The sequence below is a fragment of the Morganella morganii genome, assembly GCF_041099235.1.
Classification (GTDB): domain Bacteria; phylum Pseudomonadota; class Gammaproteobacteria; order Enterobacterales; family Enterobacteriaceae; genus Morganella; species Morganella morganii_E.
Genome location: NZ_JBFZSO010000007.1, coordinates 89,099 through 114,469, shown reverse-complemented (window position 1 = coordinate 114,469; position 25,371 = coordinate 89,099). Strand labels below are relative to the sequence as shown.

The window sequence follows — 25,371 nt, the reverse complement described above, 5'->3', positions numbered from 1 at the left end:
TACCAGAACCAGGGCATCTTAGGAGTTGCATACATATCATAAAACCATGCCGCAGCAGGCTGTTACCCGCACAGATAATTGATGATATGCGATCGGACGGGCGGATACCGCCCGGCTGATGCTGACTCTCTCCCATCCGGACTATAACCGTCGGCCCCGGAATTACACCGGATCTGCTGACCTTCACCGTAGTGAAGCGCTCGCGGGCTTCATTCGCAATGGAATGTTTACCGCCGGTGGGGACTTTCACCCCGCCCTGAGATAGCGTGATCACTATACCCCTGATAAATCATCCCGGCCAGTGGTTATTTTTACCGGAAGCTCAAAATGAGAACTCAGACTGGTTCAGAATCCCGTAACAGGTTACTATTTGCGGCATAACGATCCTCCGGCTCAGAAAGGAAAAATCATGATTGACCCGAAAAAAATTGAACAGATTGCCACACAGCTGCAAAGCGCGCTGCCGAAAGGTGTGCGGGAGATCGGAGCGGATATCGATAAAAAGATGCGTGCGATTTTACAGTCACAGCTCGGCAAGCTGGATTTAGTCAACCGCGAAGAGTTTGATGTGCAGACTCAGGTGCTGCTGCGCACCCGCGAAAAACTGTCGCAGATGGAAAAACGTCTGGCAGAGCTGGAAGCGCGCCTGGCGGAAAAAGGCGGCGAGTAATGACAACAGGAGATACACCGTGCGTATCTCCTGCATAATCAGCCGGTTACTTTGATTTATTGATCGTATTGATGATATTGGTGGTGGAAATGCCATCCTCAAAATTGAGGACTTTCACTTCCCCGCCTGCTGCCCACACTTCCTCACTGCCGGCGATCTCTTCCGGACGGTAATCCCCGCCTTTCACCAGCACATCCGGCAGAACAGAAGCAATCAGGCGCCGCGGTGTATCTTCCTCAAACGGCACCACCCAGTCCACAGCACCCAGCGCACCAAGCACAATCATCCGCTGATCCAGCGGGTTAACCGGACGGCTTTCGCCTTTCAGTCGTTTGGTGGAAGCATCACTGTTCACTGCCACAATCAGGCGATCCCCCAATTTACGGGCGTTGGCAAGATAGGAGACGTGCCCGGCGTGCAGAATGTCGAAACAGCCGTTGGTCATCACCACTTTCTCGCCGCGCTGACGGGCATCCGCCACTGCCTGATGCAGCTCTGCTTCAGTCATCACACCAAAGCCGTTATCACTGCGGCCGCGCACAGCATTTTCCAGCTCAACCGGTGATACGGTGGATGTCCCCAGCTTACCGACCACAACACCTGCGGCGGCATTGGCCAGCGCACAGGATTCATCCAGGGTTTTACCGGCAGCCAGCGAGGTTGCCAGCACACCGATTACCGTGTCTCCGGCACCGGTCACATCAAACACTTCCTGAGCCTGTGTCGGCAGATGCAGGGCAGGCTGTCCCGGGCGCAGCAGGCTCATGCCCTGCTCAGAGCGGGTCACCAACAGTGCCTGCAAATCGAAATCACGGATAACTTTCAGGCCTTTTTCTTCGATATCGGCATTATCAGTGCATTTCCCGGCCACGGCCTCAAACTCAGACATATTCGGTGTCAGCAGGGTTGCGCCGCGATAACGGGCAAAATCGGTGCCTTTCGGGTCGATCAGGATCGGCACGCCGGATTTACGGGCCAGTGCGATCATCTCTTCCACATGTGCCAGTGCGCCTTTGGCATAATCAGACAGCACCAGCGCACCGATGTGCGGCAGTGCCTGTGCGATACGTTCAAGCATCGGCTGCGGATCAACATCCGAAAAACCTTCTTCAAAATCCAGGCGGATCAGCTGCTGGCTGCGGGATAAAACGCGCAGCTTGGTGATCGTCGGGTGTGTCGGCAGTCCGACAAAATCGCAGCGGACTTTCACATCATTCAGGCGCTCGGTCAGTGCGCGGGCGGCGTCATCAATACCGGTCAGACCCACGAGGCGGGAATTCGCTCCCAGAGAGGCGATGTTCATAGCCACGTTTGCCGCGCCGCCGGGACGCTCTTCAATTTCAGTGACTTTAACCACCGGTACCGGGGCTTCCGGGGAGATCCGGCTGGTCGGCCCGTGCCAGTAACGGTCTAACATCACATCACCGACGACTAAAACTGCGGCATTCTGAAAATCCGGGAGTGTTACTTTCATTCCCTGCTCCACCTTATGAATAACGAAATTATTGCTGATAATATCACAAACCGGCCGCCGGACAGAAAATCCGCGTGCGGCAGCCGGTGTTTATTCCCCGAGCCAGTGCTGCCAGCGGGCGCGGACAAATTCGCGCTCAGCGGCAAATTCCGTCAGCGGCACCACACCGGACTTATCCTGCAACGAGAGATGATGCAGCCTGTCGCGCATCATAATATAAGCCGCGGTCAGCCGCAGAGATTCCTCTTCCGGCATCACATCATAGTTTGCCATCAGTTCAAAAATCCGGACATTATCAGACCAGCGGATCAGCGCCTTATTTTCCGGTGCAAAACGCAGCACCAGATACTGGGCGATAAATTCAATGTCCGTGATCCCGCCCGGATCGGTTTTGATATTAAACACACTGTCGTCACGGCTGCCGAGATGCTGATACATCTTTTCGCGCATCTCACGGACATCCTGTTTCAGCTGTGCGTTATCACGCTGACGACACAGAATATCACGGCGGATACTGTCAAAACGGGCGGCAATCGTCTCATCACCGTACACCTGACGGGCGCGGATCAGTGCCTGATGCTCCCAGGTCCAGGCGCTGTTCTGCTGATAATCCGCAAACGCCTCCAGGGTACTGACCAGCATCCCGGCCTCCCCGGACGGACGCAGGCGGGCATCCACCTCATACAGAACGCCGGATGAGGTGCGGGTACTGAACAGATGCATAATGCGCTGCGCCAGCCGCAGATAGAACTGCCGTGCGTCGATTTCACGCGGGCCGGTGGTTTGTGTGCCTTCCGGGCAATCCAGCAGGAACACCAGATCAAGATCAGAACTGTAGCCCAGCTCCCAGCCGCCCAGCTTACCGTAACCGATCACCGCAAAACCTTTGTCTCCGTCGCGGGTCAGATGCGCAGGTTCGCCGTAACGTCTGACCATCTGTCCCCACGCCTGCTGCACCACAGCGCCGATCATCGCTTCTGCCAGCCAGGTAAGGTGATCACTCACTTTCATCACCGGCAGCACGCCGGTGATATCTTCAGCCGCGATCCGCAGCAACTGCGCCTGCTTAAACTGGCGCAGTGCCTCAAGTTGCTGCTCCTCATCGTCCTCCGGAACCCGCATCAGATACTGACGCAGCTCATCACGGTACGCATTCAGCGGCAGCGGCTGATAGAGTGAGGCCGGATCCAGTAACTCATCAAGCAGCAGCGGATGGCGCGCCAGCTGCACGGCAATCATCGGGGATGCCGCACACAACCGCACCACATGGGTCAGTACCACATCGGATTCCAGCAGCAGCTCCAGATAGGTGGTCCGGCTGACAATGCTGAGCAGCAGCGGCGTCAGGCGCTGCAACACCCGTCGTGCGTCCGGCTGGGATGCCAGTTTCGCCAGCAGTTTGGGCAGCAGGTGATCCAGCACATCCCGTCCGCGCGGCCCGATGGTCCGCTTGCCGAGATCCTGCCGGAACCCCTGTAAACCGGTAAGAAACTGTGCGGCATCGTCCTCATTCAGGGAAAACAGAGAGGTGATATCGGTCAGTTCCGGCTCACTCTCCCACAGCGAGATAAACGGCTGTAAGGCGGTTTCATCCTCACTTTCCTCATCATCCTCACCGATAAGATCGGTAAAAATCTGGTGTACTGCCGCCATTTTGCTGTTCAGCACCGTTTCCAGATCTGCCCACAAAGCGGCATCCATCCCCTGAGCCAGCCGGGCCCGATCCAGCGGTGAGTCCGGCAGCGTCTGTGTCTGGCTGTCATTAATGGCCTGCAGCAGATTTTCCAGCCGCCGCAGATACGCGTAAGCATCCAGCAACTGCGCGACCAGCTCCTCACCGAGCAGCCCCAGACGGGCGATTTCCGCCAGTGCCGCATGCAGGGATTGCGTCTGTAATCCCGGCTCACGTCCGCCGCGGATCAACTGAAAGACCTGAGTGATAAACTCCACTTCACGGATGCCCCCGGCACCGAGTTTTATATTGTTGGTCAGCCCGCGCCGCCGGACTTCACGGCCAATCATACCTTTCATATTGCGCAGAGACTGGATCACACTGAAATCGATATAGCGGCGGTAGACAAACGGGCGCAGCATCCGGCGCAGCGTCTCACTGAAAGCAGAATCATCACGACCGAGAATACGCGCTTTGACCATCGCATAGCGCTCCCAGTCGCGTCCCTGCTCCTGATAATAATCTTCCAGGGCGGAGAAACTGAACACCAGCGGCCCGCTATCACCGAACGGCCGCAGGCGCATATCCACGCGGTAGACGAAACCGTCCGCCGTAGCGTGATCCAGCATTCTGATAATTTTTTGTCCCAGGCGGGTAAAGAACTGCGCGTTTTCCAGCTCGCGGCGGCCACCCTGTGTGACACCGTTTTCCGGATAAGCAAAAATAAGATCAATATCGGAGGAAAAATTCAGCTCGCCGCCGCCCAGTTTCCCCATCCCGAGGATCAGCAGCGGCATCGCGCTGCCGTCTGCCGAACAGGGCGTGCCCCAGTCCGCACAACAGCGCTGATAAAGCCAGTCACGGGCGGCAATAATCAGCACTTCCGCCAGTTCACTGAGCTGCCGCAGCGTCTCTTCCGTTGTGCTCCGGCGCAGGATCTGCATGACGGCAATGCGCATCAGCATCTGATAACGGAACAGGCGCAGCACCCGCATCACATCTTCTTCCTGTGCGGCATCCGCCATCATCTCTGCCAGCCGGGCGGCATAACTCTGCCATTCATCCGGCTGCGGTGGGGTGTCGCGGAGGGCAGAGAGCCAGTCCGGATGGCGGATACACTGCTCCGCCACAAAGTCACTGCCGGCAAAAATCATCTCTTCCTGTTCAGAATACGGCTCCAGTCCGGTATCAAGCCGGGCGGTTACCCGCTCAGCGGCTTGCCGGAGTATCGGGGTCAGCGGCAGCATCAATGTTCCTTTTGTTATCAGATTCACATAACAGCTCAACACCCGGTTACGGCATGGCAGGAGCCGCCATCCATAGTGCGAAAACCCATTGCGTGAAAGCCAGTTTACACTGCAACCATACCGGACTGAAACAGACATCCGCAGATTTTGCATCCGCTACCGCGAGTGCCGCCGCCACCTCCGGCAGCGGGCAGTCACGGACAAAATCAGGCACTGCGCCGGGATAGTTGTCCGCCAGTGTCATCAGCAGAGAAAGGGTTTGCTGCAATGCCGGTAATGCACCGTCCGCATCCAGCAGCCAGGCTTCTTCCAGGCTCTGCCACTGTTTGATCAGACGGACAACCACATCTGTCAGCGGGCTCTGCGGATCCCACTCTGTGAACAGTTCAGGGAGTTCCGGTACCGGAGCTCCCTGAGCCAGCCAGTAACCGCGCGCCGCTTTGCTGCGCCCTGCAAGGCGTAACCCCGGCAATTCTGCCAGGGCTTTGGCTGCTGTCAGCAAATCAGCGGCAGTGCCCTCTTTCAGCTCCATCTCAAATTCACAGATAGGGCTTTCTGCCTCTCCGGCAACCACGCTGCCCTGATCCAGCACCGCTTCCACTACACTGTGATTGACCGTCAGCAGCCACTTTTCACGGGCGAAATCGGTAGTAAAGCGGGCGTGCAGTGATGACTGCAGCGCCGCGACATCCGTTTCCGGCGGCCAGACATCAGCAGGCAGTGCCGCTAAATCCAGTTCCGGGCGGGAGAGCGGGATATTATATTCAGGGCGCTGATGTAACCCGCCGATATCATTTCCGGCAGTTTTCAGGGTCATTTCATATTCGGTATCACATCCCCGAATCCGCAGCCCCATATCCCACTGCCGCAGTGTGTCGTCAGCCGTTTCAAAATAGCTGTTGGTCAGGCGGACAGCACGGAAATGCTGATGAGGGAAGGTGGTCAGCGCAGTGATCACCGCCGTGATGGCTTCCGGTTTTACCGCAAATTTCAGTTCTGTTTCGTAATCGCTCATAGACATTCCCGTAATCTTATACCGTTATTTATCGTCAGTCTGACCCTGCATTCGTGATAAAGATGACACTCATTTGTTATAAACAGCCGGATTTTTCGCTGTTTATCCACTTTATCCCGTCATTTATTCCGTTGTTAAGAGTAATCTCATGGCTGTTTACCGTTTGCACCCGCACACTTAACTCATTAGTATGCTATTCATAACCAACGATTGATAAAGCTTATGACGATGAAAAAACTCGCCTTACTCCCTTTACTGTTTGCAGCAACCGTCAGCATTACCGCCCATGCTGAAGAAATCCGTTATGTCTCTGATGACCTCTCCACCTATGTTCACAGCGGCCCGAGCAACCGCTACCGTATTGCCGGCTCACTCAATTCCGGAGAAAAAGTCACCGTTCTCGATGTGAATAATGAGAGCGGTTTTGTCCGTGTCCGTGACAGCAAAAACCGCGATGTCTGGTTACCGAAAGAGCTGCTGAGCACAACGCCGAGCCTGAAAGAGCGCGTTCCGGCCATGGAAGAAGAAATTAAAACCCTGCGCGGCAAACTCGCCAATATCGACGGCACCTGGAACGAAAAAACGGCTGACATGCAAAACCGTGTGGCTGCCAGTGATGATATCATTAATAACCTGAAAAAAGAGAATGACAGCCTGCGTAATCAGGTTGTGGTCGCAAAGAAAAAACTGGATGCCATCAGTGTTCAGCTGGATGACAAACAGCGCGATATTATCCTGCAATGGTTTATGTACGGCGGCGGTGTAGCTGGTGCCGGTCTGCTGCTGGGTCTGTTGCTGCCGCATATGATCCCGCGCCGCAAGAAGAAAGATCGCTGGATGAACTGAGTCTCACAGTAACCGCAGTACGGAGAAACACGTGGATATTTATCTGGTCGGCGGCGCAGTCCGCGATGCCCTGCTGGGTCTGCCTGTCTCGGACAGAGACTGGATGGTCGTCGGTGCCACCCCGGAGATGATGCTGGCGCGCGGCTATCAGCAGGTCGGGCGCGATTTTCCTGTTTTTCTCCATCCGGATACCCGGGAGGAGTATGCTCTGGCACGGACAGAGCGGAAAACCGGGGCCGGATACACCGGGTTTGCCTGTTACAGTGCACCGGATGTTACGCTGGAAGACGATTTACAGCGCCGGGATCTGACCATCAATGCCATGGCGCAATCGGCTGACGGCACACTGCATGACCCATATCACGGGGCGGATGATCTGAAAAACCGGGTGCTCCGCCATGTTTCAGCGGCGTTTACGGAAGATCCGCTGCGCGTGCTGCGGGTGGCGCGCTTTGCTGCCCGTTTCGCCCCGCAGGGATTTGTTATTGCACCAGAAACTCTGGCACTGATGTCTGCTATCACACAGCAGGGAGAGCTTGCCCATCTGACGGCGGAGCGGGTCTGGAAAGAGACAGAAAAAGCCCTGAACAGCCCGTGCCCGGATATCTATTTCGCGGTACTGCGTGATTGCGGTGCGCTGACGGTGCTGTTTCCGGAGCTGGAAACCCTGTTCTGCACCTCTGACGGCCAGACCGGTTATGACATTCTGACCGCCGCACTACTGCGCCGGACTGTACTTCTGACAGACAGCACAGATATCCGCTTTGCTGCGCTGTGCCTTTACCTGAGCTGTCACAGTATCGCCGAAGGAACCGCTGCAATTCAGAAGATGTCTGAACGCCTGCGGGTGCCGAACCCGGCACGGGATCTGGCTCTGCTTGCCACCCGTGATTACCGGACTGTTCATGACATCAGCCATCTGACGGCAGACGATATCATTACCCTGTTTGATTCACTGGATGCCTGGCGCAAGCCTGAGCGCATTTCTCAGCTGGCGATCCTCTGTGAGGCGGATTACTGCAGCCGGATAGCACCGGACGCAGCAGATTATCCGCAGGCACAATTACTGGCTGAAGCTTTCACACTGGCACAGCAGGTTGCTGTCAAACCGGTGATTGAAGCCGGTTTTAAAGGCGCGGACATCAAAGCGGAACTCACCCGCCGCCGTGCTGAGGCCATCAGAGAGTGGCAACAAAAAAGCCGTTCATTATGAACGGCTTTTTTCATTTCAGCTGCGGATGATTATTTCTCCGCAGACTCCATACCCACTAACCCGACCTTCAGATATCCCGCTTTGCGCAGGGCATCCATAATGCCCATCAGCGTTTCATAATCGACTGTTTTATCTGCCTGGAAGAAGATCGTAGTTTCCTTATTGGATTCCGTGGTCTGATCCAGGATCTGAGCCAGTGTTTCTTTTGTGACTTCCTGCTCGCCCACCAGCAGCTGGTTATCCGCTTTCACGGTCAGGAAGACCGGTTTTTCCGGACGCGGCTGTGGTTTTGCCGTTGAGGCCGGCAGATTCACTTTGATATCAACGGTCGCCAGCGGTGCGGCCACCATAAAGATGATCAGCAGAACCAACATCACATCAATAAAAGGTGTGACGTTAATTTCATGCAATTCGCCGCTGTCATCCGACTCTTCGTTAAGACGCATTGCCATCAGATATTACCCTGCTTTGCTGTCTGCCAGGTCGAGGTCACGGCCCAGCCATAAAATAGTGTGTGCTGCGGTATCACCCAGATCACCGCGGTAAGCGGAAATCATACGGGCAAAGATGTTGTAGATAACGACCGCAGGAATTGCCGCGACCAGACCCAGTGCCGTTGCCAGCAGTGCTTCTGCAATCCCGGGCGCCACAACCGCGAGGTTGGTGGTCTGTGAGTGGGCGATGCCGATAAAGCTGTTCATGATACCCCATACGGTACCAAACAGGCCGACAAACGGTGAGATAGCCCCGATAGTAGCCAGATAGCCGTTACCGCGCCCCATATGACGGGCAACACCGGCAACAATACGCTCCTGGCGGAATGCCACACGGTCTTTAATACCACTCAGATCACGGCTTTTTTCTGATGCCGTCCGTTCAGTTACCGCATCAAGCACCAGCATCCGGGTGACGCTCTTTTTCCCGAATGTATCGGCGATGGCTGCTGCTTCATCCAGCGAGCGGGCATCTTTGATTGCTGCCGCTTCACGGCGGATACGGCGGCGGGAAGCGATAAGATCAGCGCCCTTGGCAAAGAAAATGGACCAGGTAATCACTGAGGCGATAATAAGGCCGATCATAACCGATTTAACGATAACATCCGCGCCCTGATACATGGAAATCACAGACAGCTCAGCCGCAAAGCCGCGGTTACCGTCTGCCGGTGCTGCGCTGATTTCCTGAACAGGAACATCGGTTGCAGATAGCGGGGCCGCCGGTTGTTCAGGCGTCTGAGCAGGCTGACCGGCAGTTGCTGCCGGCGCGGTGACAGGTGTTGTTGTCGCTGGTGTGACAGCAGCAGTGTTATCTGCAAATGCACTGCCGGTTAAACATAATGCCAATAGCACAGAAACGGTCAAATTACGCATCAGTTGGCCTTCAACTCTCTTTTGTTATGAACTCTTTCTCAGCAAAAAATAAATCGTGTTATTCATCGCTACCCAAAAAACGAAACCCGCTGATCATACCAAACCCTGAGCAATTTGATAGTAATTATCATTACCGTTTACCAAAAAAATGCGATTCCGGCGGAAAATTTCACACGGAATGCTAAGGGTTTTCAGTCATCCATCCGGTGTCACCACCGATAAAACGCATAGAAACTGTACACGGGATATGTTTCACCAACCTCTCTTTATACCGTCAGTGAATCGGAAGAAAAACCCGATCAAATCAAACGGGTGAGCAATTTTTGCGATACACTGTCTGTACCGTTGTTCCGGATCTCGTTTTACAGGAAATCTAATGTCTAGTTTATCAGAGATTGTGAGTGCACTCTGGTCTCACGATTTTGCCACACTCTCTAATCCCGAAGTCCTCTGGCTGGTTTACGCTATCCTCTTCACCGTTATTGTGCTTGAGAATGGCATTCTGCCCACTGCGTTTTTGCCCGGGGATACCCTGCTTATTTTGTCAGGCGCACTGATTGCGAAGGGCGTGATGGATTTCCTGCCGACACTGGCCATTCTGACCGCCGCCGCCGGTATCGGCAGCTGGCTGGGTTTTGTTCAGGGGCGCTGGCTGAGTGATACCAAAACCGTCAGGCGCTGGATGACGCAAATCCCGAAAAATTATCATCAGAAAGCTGAAGTGCTGTTTAACCGCCACGGCCTGTATGCCCTGCTTATCGGTCGTTTTCTCGGTTTTGTCCGTACTCTGCTGCCGATGCTGGCAGGGCTCTCCACACTGCCGAACCGCCGTTTCCAGTTCTTTAACTGGCTGAGCGGATTCTTGTGGGTGGCGATTATTACCACCTTCGGTTATGTGCTCAATCAGATCCCGTTTGTCAAAGCACACGAAAAAACGGTGATGACAGCCCTGCTGCTGATCCCGGTGTTTTTCCTGATTGTCGGTATCGTGGCATCCCTGTATCTGTTGATCCGCCACTACCGCAGACGCCGCGCCCTGCTTAACCGCAGACGCCACCGCGTTCATAAGAAATAAGATAAGGGCTCCTGCGGGAGCCTTTTTGCTGCCTGCATGCCGGAAAGCACAATCCGGTTCGCCACCACGCCCGCCCTGATTTACACTACACTTAATGGTTATCCGCTTCATTTTTCCTAATCTTACCCGGAGAAATAATGAACAACTTCACTCTTTTCACCCCGACAAAAATTCGTTTCGGCAAAGGCCAAATCGCCAAACTCAGCAGTGAAATCCCGAAAGATGCCAAAGTACTGATGCTGTACGGCGGCGGCAGTATTAAGCGTAACGGTGTTTACGGGCAGGTACTGACGGCTCTGGACGGTTATGATGTTCATGAATTTTCAGGTATCGAGCCGAACCCGGCCTATGAAACGCTGATAAAAGCTATCGCGTATATCCGTGAGCATGACATCAGCTATCTGCTGGCAGTCGGCGGCGGGTCAGTTATCGACGGTACCAAGTTTATTGCCGCTGCAGTGGATTATCCGGGCGACCCGTGGGATATCATCACCACCGGAGGCCGCAATATCCGCAGCGCGCTGCCGATTGCCTGTGTGCTGACACTCCCGGCCACCGGTTCTGAAACCAACTGTTTTTCTGTGGTCAGCCGCCGTGAAACCGGGGATAAGCAATCATTCGGTCACCCGCTGGTGCATCCGAAGTGCGCGATTCTTGATCCGCAGACCACTTACACCCTGCCACCGCGCCAGACAGCCAACGGCGTGGTTGATGCCTTTATTCACACTCTCGAGCAGTATCTGACGTATCCGGTGAATGCCAAAATTCAGGATCGGTTTGCAGAAGGTATTCTGCTGACGCTGATTGAGGAAGGTCCGAAAGTGCTGGCCAATCCGGAAGATTATGACAGCCGCGCCAATGTGATGTGGGCCGCCACCCAGGCACTGAGCGGGTTGATTGGCGCCGGTGTGCCGCAGGACTGGGCAACACACGCACTGGGCCATGAAATTACCGCGCTGTACGGATTAGATCACGCGCAAACCCTGGCGATTGTGTTACCGGCACTGCTGCGGGAAAAACGCAAAACCAAACGCGAAAAATTATTACAGTACGCTGAACGCGTCTGGCATCTGACAGATGGCTCCGAAGAGAGCCGGATTGAGTGCGCCATTGAAGCAACCCGCGTTTTCTTTGAAGAGTTGGGTGTGCAAACCCGCTTCTCTGATTATCAGATTGATGACAGCGGCATTCCCAAACTGGTTGCCAAGCTCACTGAACACGGCCAGACCGCTCTCGGTGAACATCAGGACATTACACCGGAAGTCAGTGAACGGATCTACCGGGCTGCCGTCTGATACACCATAAATACTGATTGGAGGCCACATGAACAAACCTGCATTAGTTACCTTATCTGACGGACACTTAATGCCGCAACTGGGGCTGGGTGTCTGGAAAGCCGGAAACGACGTGGTCGGCTCTGCTGTGCAGACCGCACTCGAAACCGGTTACCGGCTGATTGATACTGCCGCGATTTATCAGAACGAGGAAGGTGTCGGTGAAGGACTAAAAGCGACCACCGTTCCCCGCGATGAGTTGTTTATTACCACCAAACTGTGGAACAGCGATCAGCAACACGCCGGTAAAGCGCTGGAAGATAGCCTGAAAAAGTTACAGCTCGATTATGTGGATCTGTACCTGATCCACTGGCCTGCGCCGGCAGAAGACCATTATGTTTCCGCCTGGGAGCAACTGATTGAATTACAGAAATCCGGACTGACCCGCAGCATCGGTGTCTGTAATTTTGATATCGGCCATTTGCAGCGCATTATCCACAAAACCGGTGTAGCACCGGTGCTCAATCAGATAGAACTGCATCCACTGCTGCAACAGCGCGAGCTTCAGGCCTGGAATGCGACCCATTCCATTCACACTGAATCCTGGAGTCCGCTGGCACAGGGCGGTGAAGGTGTTTTTGATACTGATGTCATTCAGGCGTTAGCGGCAAAATATCAGAAAACCCCGGCACAGATAGTGATTCGCTGGCATTTGGATCGCGGGCTGATTGTGATACCAAAATCAGTCACCCCTTCGCGGATTCTGGAAAACTTTGATGTCTTTGATTTCCGTCTGGAGAAAGAAGAGCTTTCACAGATTCAGTCTCTGGATTCCGGTCACCGCTTAGGGCCGGATCCAAAAGAATTTAATTAAGTTAGTTTCTGAAAGCCATCTGTATAAATTATACAGATGGCTTTTATTTATCTGATAATCATTCAGCAAATAACCACACCATGAATCACCATTCCGAAAATAACTATTATTTAATAGTCACATGGAAAACAAATACGCTGAGAAAATAAAAAAGGGGAAATACACGAACGCAATATGTATTTCCCCAAGCATGGCAAATATAGCAGGATTAATTATCTGAATTTCAGCCTTGCTGTCACTAATATAATTAATTCACTATTTATTAAAAATAAATTCAAACGCCAATATGAAAGGAGGAGTATATGAAACATGACCTTTCAGTCACAATAACACAGCATTACCATTCAAGGTTAAAAGCCATGTTGTACATCACATCGTTCGAACCGGTATATGCCATACCGGTCTTCACGGCGATGTTCTCGTTGAACCGGTAACCGGTTCCCACTGCGACTGCCTGAGTGGACTGGTATCCGCCCACAGCTGCAGTGATATTCAGTTTGCCGACACCGTACGGCTGGAATAAACCATTCAGTGCCGCGCTGGCCGCCAGGCCGTTATCAAGACGCTCGTTGGTTTCACGTAAATCTTTTTCCAGGGAACGCAGGTCCTGGCGGTTTTTCAGGATATCCAGCGTGTTTTTCTCAACTTTTACTTTCTGCCCGTCAATACTCTTTGTGTTTTGATTAGCCACATTTAAGGCCGTACCAGCTTTTTTCGATGCGTTGCTGATGCGGGTATCCATCTTCGCCACATCCGCTTCCAGCGCTAACGTAGCATCGGTGATAACGGAGGTCACCACTTTAGCGGATTCGAGCAATTTTTTGTTTTTTGCGATATCCCGGGACTGTACGCCAAGTTGGTTCTTGTTTTCGCGGATATCTTTTTCACTGGTATACGCTGACTGTTTTGCAAAGCCCGCCTGCAGTTCCACTGCAAGGACTTTATTTTTCAGCTTATCAACGTCAGTTTCCAGGTCCTCTGTTGCACCAAGTAGTGCCTGAGTGACGACTTTTGCTGACTCTGCATTTCTTTTTTCTTCATAAATATTTATTTCATTATAAGCAGTTTTATTTTTAATCTGTTTCATCTTAGAATCAACATCTCTATGATGAGTATCAATTTCCTGTTTTATCAGTACGGGAATTTCGTTGAATAACATAGTCATGCTATCTGTTTTTGTATTTATTTCTTCTGTTTTATTCTCTAAAACTTCAGTCCGTGCTTCCAGCGGTGACAATTCGCTTTTAATCGCATCCGGTAATATACGGTTAATGTGCTCAGGAAGGGCACCGATAAGTGTATTGTTATGCTCCGCTTTTCTGGCTGTGATATCCAACTGAGCATCCATCGCCTGCGTTTTGTTTTCTAAAAACGCAGTCTGCTTTTCTAATGTATTAACCCGTCCGCTGGTATCAGCCACAATCTGATGAACCTGTGTTATTCTGCCATCCTGTTTTGCCGCTTTCTTCGACGAATCTTTGCGAACATCATCTACATACTCATAGTTCTCTAAAATAAATTGGCCCAGGCCTGTTGTAACCTGCTCTATTTCAGAAACGCCAACTGCACGGTCACCGTCTGTTTTTTTCTCAGCGAATTCAAATAAAGTTCCTGAACCAAGTCCATGAGGTATAACCTCTGTAAATGGCTTCATATTTGCATTTGCTGAATGAATAAACAAAGGTGAAATGATTAAAGCTAATATACTTTTCTTCATAAGGTTATCCTGATATCCGTTAAAAATTTAATCTGCCGAAAATATACTGATAACCACCAGAAAAAAGAATAAACAAAAAGTAAACACAAAAAAAAGCAAAAAACATAATTAAGATATCATTCTTATTGAATTTATTATCAATATTCACTTATACGTATAATAAAAAAATCCGCCGTAGCGGATTTTTTATATTAATTAATCACCTTATTTATCAGTAATCAGGCTGTGCATTTCCTGTACTGAAATCACTCTCTCTGTCGGGTCCATATTCAGAGACAGTGTGGTGGCAAAGCCGCCGTTCATGGTGGTGTCGTAATGCACTTTATATTGCAGGGCACTGCGGCGGATCACTTTGGAATCCTCAATCGCCTGACGTCCGGCGGTGGTATTCACAATGTAATCGTATTCACCGTTTTTAATTCTGTCCTGAATATGAGGGCGACCTTCGTGCACCTTATTCACCAGACGCGGGTTAATACCTGCCTCACCCAGCACAATCGCGGTACCGTGTGTCGCATCCAGCTCAAAGCCCTGTTTCAGCAGTTTTGCCGCCAGATCCACCACCCGCGCTTTATCGCCTTCGCGGACAGAGAGCAGCGCACGGCCTTTCTTCTTCAGTGAGGAAGAGCTGCCGAGCATCGCTTTGGCAAAGGCTTCCGCAAAGGTGCGTCCCACGCCCATCACTTCCCCGGTAGAACGCATTTCCGGCCCTAAAATCGGGTCAACGCCCGGGAATTTGTTGAACGGCAGTACCACTTCTTTCACCGAGTAGTACGGCGGGATAACTTCTTTTGTCACACCCTGCTGCGCCAGGGTCTGTCCGGCCATCACGCGGGCCGCGACTTTCGCCAGCGGCACCCCGGTGGCTTTGGAGACAAACGGAACGGTACGCGCCGCACGCGGGTTGACTTCAATCAGATACACTTCGTTGTCTTTAACCGCGAACTGGGTGTTCATCAGGCCGCGCACGCGCAGTTCCATCGCCAGTTTTCTCACCTGGTCGCGCATCACATCCTGGATTTCCTGACTCAGCGTGTAAGCCGGTAACGAGCAGGCAGAGTCCCCGGAGTGAACCCCTGCCTGTTCGATATGCTCCATAATGCCGCCAATCAGCACCTGCTCACCGTCGCAGATAGCATCGACATCCACCTCAATCGCATCATCTAGGAAGCGGTCGAGCAGCACCGGCGCGTCATTGGAGACACTGACCGCATTCTGGAAGTAACGGCGCAGGTCGGTTTCGTCGTAGACGATTTCCATCGCGCGCCCGCCCAGTACATAAGAAGGACGCACTACCAGCGGATAACCAATCTCTTTTGCCCGTTCAACCGCCTGCTCAATATTAGAGACAGTGGCGTTTGCCGGTTGTTTCAGGCCGAGGCGGACAACTGCCTGCTGGAAACGTTCGCGGTCTTCCGCGCGGTCAATCGCATCCGGGCTGGTTCCGATAACCGGCACACCGGCCGCTTCCAGGCTGCGCGCCAGTTTCAGCGGCGTCTGCCCGCCGTACTGGACAATCACACCCGCCGGCTTCTCGACACGCACGATTTCCAGCACATCTTCCAGCGTCACCGGCTCGAAATAGAGGCGGTCAGAGGTGTCGTAGTCAGTGGAAACGGTTTCCGGGTTGCAGTTGACCATGATGGTTTCGTAGCCGTCTTCACGCAGCGCCATCGCCGCGTGTACGCAGCAGTAGTCAAACTCAATACCCTGGCCGATACGGTTCGGCCCGCCGCCGAGCACCATAATTTTCGGTTTATCGTTGTTCGGCTGCGCCTCACACTCTTCTTCATAAGTGGAGTAGAGATAGGCGGTGTCAGTGGCAAATTCCGCCGCACAGGTATCCACACGTTTGTAAACCGGCCATAACTGATAACTGTCACGCAGTTTGCGGATTTCGGCTTCCGCCACACCGACCAGTTTTGCCAGCCGCGCGTCCGCAAAACCTTTGCGTTTCAGATGACGCAGGAATTCCGGGGTCAGACCGTTAATCCCGACATCTGCCACCTGCTCTTCCAGACGCACCAGTTCTTCAATCTGCACCAGGAACCAGCGGTCAATGTTGGTCAGGTTAAATACACCATCAACTGACAGTCCGGCGCGGAATGCATCCGCGATATACCAGATCCGCTCGCCGCCGGCTTCTTTCAGTTCACGGCGGATACGGGTCAGTGCATCCGGGTCATCTAAATTCACTTTCGGGTCAAAACCGGTCGCGCCTACTTCGAGGCCGCGCAGGGCTTTTTGCAGAGATTCCTGCTGAGTGCGTCCGATAGCCATCACTTCACCGACGGATTTCATCTGTGTGGTCAGACGGTCATTGGTACCGGCGAATTTTTCAAAGTTAAAGCGCGGGATTTTTGTCACAACATAGTCGATGGACGGCTCAAAGGAGGCCGGTGTCAGGCCGCCGGTGATGTCGTTTGACAGTTCATCCAGGGTATAACCCACCGCCAGTTTGGCGGCGATTTTGGCGATCGGGAAGCCGGTCGCTTTCGAGGCCAGCGCAGAGGAGCGTGATACACGCGGGTTCATCTCGATAACAATCAGACGACCGGTTTTCGGGTTCACCGAGAACTGCACGTTGGAGCCGCCGGTTTCCACGCCGATTTCACGCAGTACCGCCATCGAGGCGTTGCGCATGATTTGGTATTCTTTGTCGGTCAGGGTTTGTGCAGGGGCAACGGTGATGGAGTCACCCGTATGAATCCCCATGGCGTCGAAGTTTTCGATGGAGCAGACAATGATGCAGTTATCATTTTTGTCCCGCACCACTTCCATTTCGTACTCTTTCCAGCCAATCAGCGATTCATCAATCAGCAGTTCGTTGGTCGGGGAGAGATCCAGACCGCGGGTACAGATTTCCTCAAATTCTTCACGGTTATACGCGATACCGCCGCCGGTGCCGCCCATGGTGAATGACGGGCGGATAATGCACGGGAAGCCGACATCATCGGCGACCGCAAACGCTTCTTCCATGGTGTGTGCGATACCGGAACGCGCTGTATCCAGACCGATTTTTTTCATGGCGATATCGAAACGGCGGCGATCCTCGGCTTTATCAATCGCATCGGCTGTCGCACCAATCATTTCGACACCGAACTCCGCCAGCACACCGTGGCGTTCCAGATCCAGCGCACAGTTCAGCGCAGTTTGTCCGCCCATGGTCGGCAGAACGGCATCCGGGCGCTCTTTTTCGATGATTTTACGCACCACTTCCCAGTGAATCGGCTCGATGTAAGTCGCATCCGCCATTTCCGGGTCAGTCATAATGGTTGCCGGGTTGGAGTTAACGAGGATGACACGGTAACCCTCTTCGCGCAGCGCTTTACACGCCTGAGCGCCGGAGTAGTCAAATTCACAGGCCTGGCCGATAACAATCGGACCGGCGCCTAAAATCAGGATGCTGCTGATATCTGTACGTTTTGCCATTTTTCTGCTCCTGATCAGTGACGGGCGTTTTTCATCAGTTCAATAAAGTGGTCGAACAGCGGGGCGGCATCGTGCGGGCCCGGGCTGGCTTCAGGGTGACCCTGGAAGCTGAATGCGGGTTTATCATTGCGGTGAATACCCTGCAATGTGCCGTCAAACAGTGACTTATGCGTGACACGCAGTGTCGCCGGCAGCGTCGCCTCATCCACCGCAAAACCGTGGTTCTGTGCGGTGATCATCACCACATTATTTTCAATGTCTTTAACCGGATGGTTGCCGCCGTGGTGACCAAATTTCATTTTGATGGTCTTTGCACCGCTGGCAAGCGCCAGTAGCTGGTGCCCCAGGCAGATGCCGAACAACGGAATATCGGTTTCCAGGAAGCGGGTGATAGCCTCAATCGCATAATCACACGGTGCCGGGTCACCCGGGCCGTTGGAGAGGAAAATACCGTCCGGTGCCATTTTCAGCACCTCTTCCGCCGGGGTCTGTGCCGGGACAACCGTCAGACGGCAGCCGCGATCCACCAGCATGCGCAGAATGTTACGCTTGGCACCGAAGTCATACGCCACCACATGGAATGGCAGTTCTTCTGCTGTTTTATCCGCCGGTAAACCGCCGTCCAGTGTCCAGGAACCCTGTGTCCAGCTGTATGGCTGTGCGGTGGTGACTTCTTTCGCCAGATCCAGCCCGTTCAGTCCGCTGAAGCCCTGCGCATTTTTCAGCGCCAGTGCCGCATCCGGGTGTTCACCGGCGATGATACAGCCGTTCTGAGCGCCTTTCTCGCGCAGTAAGCGGGTCAGTTTGCGGGTATCAATATCGGCGATTGCCACGACGTTGCGGCGTTTCAGGTATTCAGAGAGGCTTTCTTCACTGCGGAAATTACTGGTGGTCAGCGGCAGGTCGCGGATAACGAGGCCTTGTGCATACACATCCGGGGATTCTTCATCAGCACTGTTAGTGCCGGTATTACCAATATGGGGATAAGTGAGAGTGACTATCTGGCGGGAATAAGAGGGGTCGGTGAGAATTTCCTGATACCCCGTCATCGAGGTATTAAAAACAACTTCGCCGGTAACGGCACCCTCTGCGCCGATAGCGCGTCCGTGAAATGTGGTTCCGTCTTGCAGAACCAGGATTGCTGACTTAAACACAACACCCTCCGGAGGAATAATAAATCACAATTAGTGCATATTAATTCAGAATTGGGGCTATAAAGCAATGCCAAAATAAAAATTTAACCAATTTTTGACAAATTGCGGCGCATTCTAAAGATCGAACGGGCAGTTGTCCAGAAAAAATCGACTTTTTTATATTTTTTTACTCATCATGATCAAAACAGGCAGGAAGACAGCGATAAAACATCTTCATTATCAGATTTATGCTGAATTTATGATGAGATGACTGAAAAAAAGGCTCACAACCGGAAAAAAAGATGAAAAAGGCAAAAACAGCGATGAAAAGGAGATCAATTACGATGATATTGATAAAAAAAAGGCATCATATAAATAATTATTAAAAAATAGCCATAAAGCAGTAATAATTTTAAAAAATCACTGCCTTATCAAAAAGTTGATGCTTACACTTTATTATAAATTTTCCAGATCAAGCACATCCTTCATGGTGAATAAACCGCTATTTTTATCACTCAGCCATGCTGCGGCCCTGACCGCGCCATTTGCAAATGTCATCCGGCTTGAAGCCTTGTGGCTGATTTCAACACGCTCGCCGATATCCGCAAACATCGCTGTGTGCTCACCCACAATGTCCCCGGCACGCACAGTGGCAAACCCGATAGTGTTCCGCTCCCGCTCGCCGGTGTAGCCTTCACGGCTGTATACTGCGCAATCCTTCAGGTCACGCCCCAGCGCCCCGGCAATAGATTCTCCCATCGCCAGCGCTGTCCCGGACGGCGCATCCACTTTATGACGATGGTGCGCTTCAATAATTTCAATATCAGTATAGTCGCCCATGACTTTGGCGGCCTTTTCCAGCAGTTTCAGCACCAGATTGACGCCAACACTGAAATTCGCCGCAAAAACCACAGGAATTCGCTGCGCAGCCTGTGCAATAGCGGCTTTTCCGGCATCATCAAACCCGGTGGTGCCGATAATCATGCCTTTGCCGTTGGCAGTACAGAACGCCAGGTGTGCCAGCGTGCCTTCCGGACGGGTGAAATCAATCAGGATATCAAAATTGTCTTTCTGACTGTTCAGATCCGCCGTCAGGATCACCCCGTTGCGCCCGGTACCGGCCAGTTCACCGGCATCAGTTCCGGTGAGTGAGGAACCTTCGCGCTCAAATGCCGCGCCCAGCACCACATCATCATTCTGTGCAATTGCCTGAATCAGCTGGCGTCCCATGCGGCCACCGGCACCCGCAACCGCGAGCCGTAACTTACCCATATTTGTTATCCTCAGTTTTCTGTCTGTATGTCAGCAGATTAACGGCTGTCCGGCCGGATTACCAGTTACCCGCCGCTATCATCAGAAAATCACAATACAGCCTGCCGATTATCAGTAAAACTGTATTCACAGGGCTGCAGACAAAAAAAAGCAGAACCTGCGTTCTGCTTTGCTGTGTCAGACTTCTTTGATATCCACCCGTAACTCTTTCGGGACTTCAAAGATAATATTTTCCTCACGCCCCTCGAGCTGACTGATTTCATCCGCCCCCAGTTCCTGAAGGCGGCTGATCACCTGCTGTACCAGCACATCCGGCGCAGATGCCCCGGCCGTCAGGCCGATAGTCTCGACATCACGAAGCCAGACGGGATTGATGTCATCGGCGGAATCAATCAGATAAGACGGTTTTCCGACCCGCTGCGCCAGTTCTGCCAGCCGGTTGGAGTTTGATGAGTTTTTGGAGCCGACAACCAGCACCAGATCTGCCTGAGCCGCCAGATCCCGTACCGCTTCCTGGCGGTTGGTGGTGGCATAGCAGATATCATCTTTGCGCGGCCCGATGATTTTCGGGAAACGGGCATTCAGCGCATCAATGACTTCAGAGGTATCATCAACAGACAGTGTGGTCTGTGTCATAAAGCTGAGGTTTTCCTCATCTTTGACTGTCAGCTTCCACACATCTTCCGGGGATTCCACCAGATACATGCCGCCTTCCGGGTTGTTGTACTGCCCCATCGTCCCTTCCACTTCCGGGTGCCCGGCGTGGCCGATCAGAATCGCTTCTTTACCTTTGCGGCTGGCGCGGGCCACTTCCATATGCACTTTGGTGACCAGCGGACAGGTGGCATCAAACAGCATAGTGAGATTGCGGGAACGCGCTTCCTGGCGGATCGCCTGCGAGACACCGTGGGCGGAGAAGATCAGAATGGCGTTATCCGGCACTTCAGCGATTTCCTCAATAAAAATCGCGCCGCGCTCACGCAGATCATTGACCACATAGCGGTTGTGCACGACTTCATGACGGACGTAGATAGGCGCACCGTATAACTCCAGCGCCCGCTCCACAATACTGATTGCCCGGTCAACACCTGCACAGAACCCCCGCGGGTTAGCCAGTAAAATACGCACGTTCAGCCTCCAAACTATCGCCCGGACGGGCAGTAAAACAAAAATTCAACATTTGTGCGCTACTATACCAGAGCCGTCCCCCGGACCGTAATGCTAATTATTGGTCTGTCTGTTATGCGGTAACGTCACGCACACTGATATCAAAGGTGACATCCTGTCCGCACAGCGGGTGGTTGAAATCCACCTCGACAGAATCGTCAGTAACAGATTTGATAATTCCCGGCATTTCGCTGCCGTTCATCGCGGTAAACAGCATGATCGTGCCAGTTTCCGGCAGACCGGCTTCCAGAAAATCGGCGGCGGAGAAAAACTGAATCAGATCCGGGCTTGGTTTGCCGAACACCGCCTCACCGGGCAGCGTGAAGGTTTTTTTATCCCCGGCGGATAAGCCCAGTAATTGCTGCTCCAGTGCGTCAGACAAGCTGCCGTCGCCGAGGCGGAACAGTGCCGGTTTGCCTTGCGCTTCTGTGGAATCCGCCACCGAGCCGTCAGACAGTTTTAAGGTGTAATCCAGTAATACGCTGTGATGTTCTGCAACCTGCATATGATCATTACTCTCTGTATCAGATAAAAAATATCCGCCTGGCGGCGGATATTCGGGTCATCAGTCTGATGATGTCTTGTTCTCTGGTTTGTCGCTTTTCTTACCGTCAGGGATAAAGCTTTCAATAATAATAAGCCCCGCCCCGATGATAATCCAGCTGTCCGCCAGGTTGAACGTCGGCCAGTGCCAGTCACCGACATAAAAGTCGATGTAATCCACCACAAAACCGTGCATCAGGCGATCAAGCAGATTGCCGATCGCCCCGCCGATAATCAGTGCATAGGCAATATTACTGAGTTTATTGCGCGCACTGGTGCGGTACATCATCACCAGTAATGTCACGGAGATACCGATAGCCACCGCTGTGAAGAACCAGCGCTGCCAGCCGCCCTGAGATGCGAGGAAGCTGAATGCGGCACCGTAATTCCGCACGTAGGTCAGATTAAAGTACGGTATCAGTGATGTGGATTCATGCAGCCCGTAATTGGCTAAAATCAGCTGCTTTGAAATCGCATCCAGTACCAGTACCAGGACCGCCAGCCACAGCCAGCGCAATCCGGTCGAACACAGTGGTTTTTTCATTTATCAGGCAAACTTACGTTCTTCACCGTTTCCGGCTACGTTTGTCACACAGCGGCCGCACAGTTCAGGATGTTCACTGTCCTGACCGATGTCGGTCGCGTAATGCCAGCAACGCGGGCACTTACTGCCTTCCGCTTTGCCGAAGCCGATGCGCAGGCCGTCCAGCTCACTGTTTACCGCACTTTCAGGTGCCGCAGACAGCGGTTTCACATCTGCCTGAGAGGTCAGAAGCACGAAACGCAGTTCATTACCCAGGCTGTTCAGCTGTGCCGCCAGGGCATCATCCGCATACAGGGTCACCGCTGCTTCCAGCGAGCCGCCGATCAGTTTATCAGCACGTGCCTGCTCCAGCACTTTGTTGACTTCACCACGCACCGCCAGCAGCGTTGCCCAGTAATCATCGTTCATGCTGTCCTGTGCATCCAGCCCGAACAGGCCGTCATACCACTCTTCAGTGAAGACGTACTGCGGACGTTTGCCCGGCATCACATTCCAGATCTCATCAGCGGTGAAGGACATGATCGGTGCCATCCAGCGAACCAGTGCTTCCGCAATGTGGAACAGTGCAGTCTGACAGCTGCGGCGCGCCAGGCCATCGCTTTTCGCGGTGTATTGACGATCTTTGATGATATCCAGGTAGAAAGAGCCCATTTCCACTGAGCAGAACTGCATCAGACGCTGTACCACTTCATGGAAATCATAGGCTTCATAGGATTTCAGGATATCAGCCTGTGCCGCCAGTGCACGGCCGACAGCCCAGCGGTCTGCCACAATCATCTCTTCCGGTTTCACCATGTCAGTTTCCGGATTGAAACCATTGAGGTTTGCCAGCAGGAAACGCGCGGTGTTACGGATACGGCGGTAAGAATCCGCAGAGCGTTTCAGGATTTCATCCGAAACAGCGATTTCACCGGAATAGTCAGTAGAAGCAACCCACAGACGCAGGATATCCGCGCCGAGTTTGTTCATCACATCCTGCGGACTGATGGTGTTGCCCAGCGATTTGGACATTTTGCGTCCCTGACCATCGACGGTGAAACCGTGAGTCAGTACTTCGCGGTAAGGCGCTTTGCCTTTCATCGCGGTAGACAGCATCAGTGAGGACATAAACCAGCCGCGGTGCTGGTCAGAACCTTCCAGATACATATCTGCGGAATTGCCATGGAACTCAGGACGGGCATCGACAACAGCAAAGTGAGTGGAGCCGGAGTCAAACCAGACATCCAGGGTATCCGGCACTTTTTCATAGATATCGGCATCATCACCCAGCAGGTCACGCGGGTCGAGATCCCACCACGCCTGAATACCGTGCTCTTCCACACGTTTGGCAACCGCTTCCATCAGTTCCAGGGTGCGCGGGTGCAGTTCCTGAGTCTCTTTATGGACAAACAGAGACATCGGTGTGCCCCAGGTGCGCTGACGGGAGATACACCAGTCCGGACGGTTTTCCACCATCGCGGTGATACGCGCTTCGCCCCAGCCCGGGATCCACTTCACGCCTTTGATTTCATTCAGAGACTGCGGACGCAGGCCGTTCACATCCATCCCGATAAACCACTGCGGTGTGGCACGGAAAATGACCGGTGTTTTGTGACGCCAGCAGCACGGATAGCTGTGCGAAATATTTTCGCTGTGCAGCAGTGCACCTTTCTCTTTCAGCAGTTCCAGAATGATGTCATTGGCTTTCAGTACAAACACGCCATCCAGTGACGGATAGGTGCCGCTGACATAGCAGCCGTTCGGACCGACCGGGTTGGCGGTTTCCAGGCCGTATTTCTGGCCGATCACATAGTCGTCAGGACCGTGGCCCGGCGCAGTATGCACAGCACCGGTACCCGCATCCAGGGTGACGTGATCGCCGAGGATAGCCGGGACATCAAAGCCCATAAACGGATGATTAAAATGCAGCAGTTCCAGGTCGCTGCCTTTGCAGTCTGCTTCAACAGTCCAGTTAGTGATACCGGCGCGTTTCATCACGCTTTCCACCAGGTCAGCGGCCAGAATCAGGCGCTCGTCGTTCACGCGGACTAACTGATAATCAAATTCCGGATTCAGAGAAATCGCACGGTTCGCCGGTAAAGTCCACGGCGTGGTGGTCCAGATAACCAGAGAAACCGGCAGACCGTCATTTTTCACGCCGAATTTGGCACAGACGGCATCCGCATCAACAGCAGTGAAGCGCACGTCAATGGACGGGGAAGTTTTGTCGTAATATTCCACTTCCGCTTCCGCCAGGGAAGAGGCACAGGAGGTACACCAGTGAACCGGTTTCGCCCCTTTGACCAGATGGCCGTTGGCAATCACTTTTGCCAGTGCGCGGATAATGTGAGCTTCGGTTTTGAAGTCCATGGTCAGATACGGATGATCCCAGTCACCCAGTACGCCCAGACGGATAAAGTCTTCCTTCTGGCCTTCAATCTGCTCTTTTGCGTATTCACGGCAGGCAGCACGGAACTCAGCCGGTGTGACTTTATCACCCGGCTTGCCAATCACCTGTTCAACTTTGTGTTCAATCGGTAAGCCGTGGCAGTCCCAGCCCGGAATATACGGGGAGTCGAAACCGGCCATGCCTTTGGATTTAATAATAATATCTTTGAGAATTTTATTGACTGAGTGACCAATGTGAATGCTGCCGTTTGCATACGGAGGGCCGTCATGCAGGATAAATGTTTTTTTACCGGTTTTGGCTTTACGGATCGCCTGGTACAGACCTTCTTTGTACCAGCGTTTCAGCATATCAGGTTCGCGCTTTGCTAAGTCCCCGCGCATAGGGAACCCTGTCTCCGGGAGATTCAGGGTATTTTTATAGTCACTCATTCGATTCTCAGTTCCAATA

The 25,371-nt window shown here is 53.0% G+C and carries 19 protein-coding genes and 1 riboswitch; of the genes, 6 read left to right on the top strand and 13 right to left on the bottom strand.

Annotated elements, in window-relative coordinates:
- Positions 1-122: 122 nt before the first annotated feature.
- A riboswitch (FMN riboswitch) is annotated at positions 123-268 on the bottom strand.
- A gap of 141 nt (positions 269-409) precedes the next feature.
- A complete protein-coding gene (gene ubiK / locus AB7038_RS12960; protein WP_004242156.1) occupies positions 410-670 on the top strand; it encodes a ubiquinone biosynthesis accessory factor UbiK in 261 nt (86 codons plus the stop codon).
- Between the two features lie 46 nt (positions 671-716).
- On the opposite strand, the gene hldE is transcribed toward ubiK, so the two are convergent.
- The 3 genes from hldE to AB7038_RS12945 form a co-directional block, all read right to left on the bottom strand.
- On the bottom strand, positions 717-2,144 hold the full coding sequence (gene hldE, locus AB7038_RS12955; protein WP_368889769.1) for a bifunctional D-glycero-beta-D-manno-heptose-7-phosphate kinase/D-glycero-beta-D-manno-heptose 1-phosphate adenylyltransferase HldE: 1,428 nt from the start codon (positions 2,142-2,144) through the stop codon (positions 717-719).
- A gap of 90 nt (positions 2,145-2,234) precedes the next feature.
- Positions 2,235-5,063, bottom strand: coding sequence for a bifunctional [glutamate--ammonia ligase]-adenylyl-L-tyrosine phosphorylase/[glutamate--ammonia-ligase] adenylyltransferase (gene glnE, locus AB7038_RS12950; protein ID WP_369453446.1), 2,829 nt, complete (start codon positions 5,061-5,063; stop codon positions 2,235-2,237).
- Positions 5,064-5,109: 46 nt separating this feature from the next.
- The gene (locus tag AB7038_RS12945; RefSeq protein WP_368889771.1) at positions 5,110-6,078 is read right to left on the bottom strand and encodes an inorganic triphosphatase; all 969 of its coding nucleotides are present in this window, start codon (positions 6,076-6,078) and stop codon (positions 5,110-5,112) included.
- A 228-nt stretch (positions 6,079-6,306) separates the two neighbouring features.
- Between AB7038_RS12945 and AB7038_RS12940 the strand changes: the two genes are divergently transcribed.
- Both AB7038_RS12940 and AB7038_RS12935 read left to right on the top strand, forming a co-directional pair.
- Positions 6,307-6,924 (top strand): TIGR04211 family SH3 domain-containing protein, encoded by a 618-nt coding sequence (locus AB7038_RS12940; RefSeq protein WP_025153810.1) that lies wholly within the window; start codon positions 6,307-6,309, stop codon positions 6,922-6,924.
- Positions 6,925-6,955: 31 nt separating this feature from the next.
- The gene (locus AB7038_RS12935) at positions 6,956-8,137 is read left to right on the top strand and encodes a multifunctional CCA addition/repair protein (protein ID WP_368889772.1); all 1,182 of its coding nucleotides are present in this window, start codon (positions 6,956-6,958) and stop codon (positions 8,135-8,137) included.
- A 29-nt stretch (positions 8,138-8,166) separates the two neighbouring features.
- Here the strand turns inward: AB7038_RS12935 and exbD are convergent, their stop codons facing one another.
- Both exbD and exbB read right to left on the bottom strand, forming a co-directional pair.
- Positions 8,167-8,589, bottom strand: a complete 423-nt coding sequence (gene exbD / locus AB7038_RS12930; RefSeq protein ID WP_004237145.1) for a TonB system transport protein ExbD — start codon at positions 8,587-8,589, stop codon at positions 8,167-8,169.
- Positions 8,590-8,595: 6 nt separating this feature from the next.
- The gene (gene exbB, locus AB7038_RS12925) at positions 8,596-9,504 is read right to left on the bottom strand and encodes a tonB-system energizer ExbB (protein ID WP_368889773.1); all 909 of its coding nucleotides are present in this window, start codon (positions 9,502-9,504) and stop codon (positions 8,596-8,598) included.
- A 376-nt stretch (positions 9,505-9,880) separates the two neighbouring features.
- Here exbB and AB7038_RS12920 point away from each other — a divergent pair, with 376 nt between their 5' ends.
- The 3 genes from AB7038_RS12920 to dkgA all read left to right on the top strand — a co-directional run bounded on the left by AB7038_RS12920 (position 9,881) and on the right by dkgA (position 12,727).
- Positions 9,881-10,579, top strand: coding sequence for a DedA family protein (locus tag AB7038_RS12920; RefSeq protein ID WP_369453445.1), 699 nt, complete (start codon positions 9,881-9,883; stop codon positions 10,577-10,579).
- A gap of 137 nt (positions 10,580-10,716) precedes the next feature.
- Positions 10,717-11,874: an alcohol dehydrogenase gene (gene yqhD / locus AB7038_RS12915; protein WP_369453444.1), complete on the top strand. Its 1,158-nt coding sequence runs from the start codon at positions 10,717-10,719 to the stop codon at positions 11,872-11,874.
- 28 nt (positions 11,875-11,902) lie between these two features.
- Positions 11,903-12,727 (top strand): 2,5-didehydrogluconate reductase DkgA, encoded by an 825-nt coding sequence (gene dkgA, locus AB7038_RS12910; RefSeq protein WP_072872117.1) that lies wholly within the window; start codon positions 11,903-11,905, stop codon positions 12,725-12,727.
- A 337-nt stretch (positions 12,728-13,064) separates the two neighbouring features.
- Here dkgA and AB7038_RS12905 read toward each other — a convergent pair whose 3' ends face one another.
- The 8 genes from AB7038_RS12905 to ileS form a co-directional block, all read right to left on the bottom strand.
- Positions 13,065-14,444 (bottom strand): YadA-like family protein, encoded by a 1,380-nt coding sequence (locus AB7038_RS12905; protein ID WP_369453443.1) that lies wholly within the window; start codon positions 14,442-14,444, stop codon positions 13,065-13,067.
- Between the two features lie 204 nt (positions 14,445-14,648).
- Positions 14,649-17,876, bottom strand: a complete 3,228-nt coding sequence (carB, locus tag AB7038_RS12900) for a carbamoyl-phosphate synthase large subunit (protein WP_072872047.1) — start codon at positions 17,874-17,876, stop codon at positions 14,649-14,651.
- Between the two features lie 14 nt (positions 17,877-17,890).
- Positions 17,891-19,030, bottom strand: a complete 1,140-nt coding sequence (carA, locus tag AB7038_RS12895; RefSeq protein WP_369453442.1) for a glutamine-hydrolyzing carbamoyl-phosphate synthase small subunit — start codon at positions 19,028-19,030, stop codon at positions 17,891-17,893.
- A gap of 435 nt (positions 19,031-19,465) precedes the next feature.
- Positions 19,466-20,281 (bottom strand): 4-hydroxy-tetrahydrodipicolinate reductase, encoded by an 816-nt coding sequence (gene dapB / locus AB7038_RS12890; protein ID WP_369453441.1) that lies wholly within the window; start codon positions 20,279-20,281, stop codon positions 19,466-19,468.
- Between the two features lie 177 nt (positions 20,282-20,458).
- The gene (gene ispH, locus AB7038_RS12885; protein WP_368889777.1) at positions 20,459-21,409 is read right to left on the bottom strand and encodes a 4-hydroxy-3-methylbut-2-enyl diphosphate reductase; all 951 of its coding nucleotides are present in this window, start codon (positions 21,407-21,409) and stop codon (positions 20,459-20,461) included.
- A 112-nt stretch (positions 21,410-21,521) separates the two neighbouring features.
- Positions 21,522-21,953, bottom strand: a complete 432-nt coding sequence (gene fkpB / locus AB7038_RS12880; protein ID WP_368889778.1) for an FKBP-type peptidyl-prolyl cis-trans isomerase — start codon at positions 21,951-21,953, stop codon at positions 21,522-21,524.
- 60 nt (positions 21,954-22,013) lie between these two features.
- The gene (gene lspA / locus AB7038_RS12875; RefSeq protein WP_004242137.1) at positions 22,014-22,535 is read right to left on the bottom strand and encodes a signal peptidase II; all 522 of its coding nucleotides are present in this window, start codon (positions 22,533-22,535) and stop codon (positions 22,014-22,016) included.
- Positions 22,536-22,538: 3 nt separating this feature from the next.
- Positions 22,539-25,352, bottom strand: coding sequence for an isoleucine--tRNA ligase (ileS, locus tag AB7038_RS12870; RefSeq protein WP_369453440.1), 2,814 nt, complete (start codon positions 25,350-25,352; stop codon positions 22,539-22,541).
- Positions 25,353-25,371: the final 19 nt, after the last annotated feature.

Excerpts from the sequence above, each read along its gene's own strand:
- ubiK (WP_004242156.1), top strand. The coding sequence starts at position 410 with ATGATTGACCCGAAAAAAATTGAACAGATTGCCACACAGCTGCAAAGC.
- hldE (WP_368889769.1), bottom strand. The coding sequence starts at position 2,144 with ATGAAAGTAACACTCCCGGATTTTCAGAATGCCGCAGTTTTAGTCGTC.
- glnE (WP_369453446.1), bottom strand. The coding sequence starts at position 5,063 with ATGCTGCCGCTGACCCCGATACTCCGGCAAGCCGCTGAGCGGGTAACC.
- AB7038_RS12945 (WP_368889771.1), bottom strand. The coding sequence starts at position 6,078 with ATGAGCGATTACGAAACAGAACTGAAATTTGCGGTAAAACCGGAAGCC.
- AB7038_RS12940 (WP_025153810.1), top strand. The coding sequence starts at position 6,307 with ATGAAAAAACTCGCCTTACTCCCTTTACTGTTTGCAGCAACCGTCAGC.
- exbD (WP_004237145.1), bottom strand. The coding sequence starts at position 8,589 with ATGGCAATGCGTCTTAACGAAGAGTCGGATGACAGCGGCGAATTGCAT.
- exbB (WP_368889773.1), bottom strand. The coding sequence starts at position 9,504 with ATGCGTAATTTGACCGTTTCTGTGCTATTGGCATTATGTTTAACCGGC.
- AB7038_RS12920 (WP_369453445.1), top strand. The coding sequence starts at position 9,881 with ATGTCTAGTTTATCAGAGATTGTGAGTGCACTCTGGTCTCACGATTTT.
- yqhD (WP_369453444.1), top strand. The coding sequence starts at position 10,717 with ATGAACAACTTCACTCTTTTCACCCCGACAAAAATTCGTTTCGGCAAA.
- dkgA (WP_072872117.1), top strand. The coding sequence starts at position 11,903 with ATGAACAAACCTGCATTAGTTACCTTATCTGACGGACACTTAATGCCG.
- AB7038_RS12905 (WP_369453443.1), bottom strand. The coding sequence starts at position 14,444 with ATGAAGAAAAGTATATTAGCTTTAATCATTTCACCTTTGTTTATTCAT.
- carB (WP_072872047.1), bottom strand. The coding sequence starts at position 17,876 with ATGGCAAAACGTACAGATATCAGCAGCATCCTGATTTTAGGCGCCGGT.
- dapB (WP_369453441.1), bottom strand. The coding sequence starts at position 20,281 with ATGGGTAAGTTACGGCTCGCGGTTGCGGGTGCCGGTGGCCGCATGGGA.
- fkpB (WP_368889778.1), bottom strand. The coding sequence starts at position 21,953 with ATGCAGGTTGCAGAACATCACAGCGTATTACTGGATTACACCTTAAAA.
- lspA (WP_004242137.1), bottom strand. The coding sequence starts at position 22,535 with ATGAAAAAACCACTGTGTTCGACCGGATTGCGCTGGCTGTGGCTGGCG.
- ileS (WP_369453440.1), bottom strand. The coding sequence starts at position 25,352 with ATGAGTGACTATAAAAATACCCTGAATCTCCCGGAGACAGGGTTCCCT.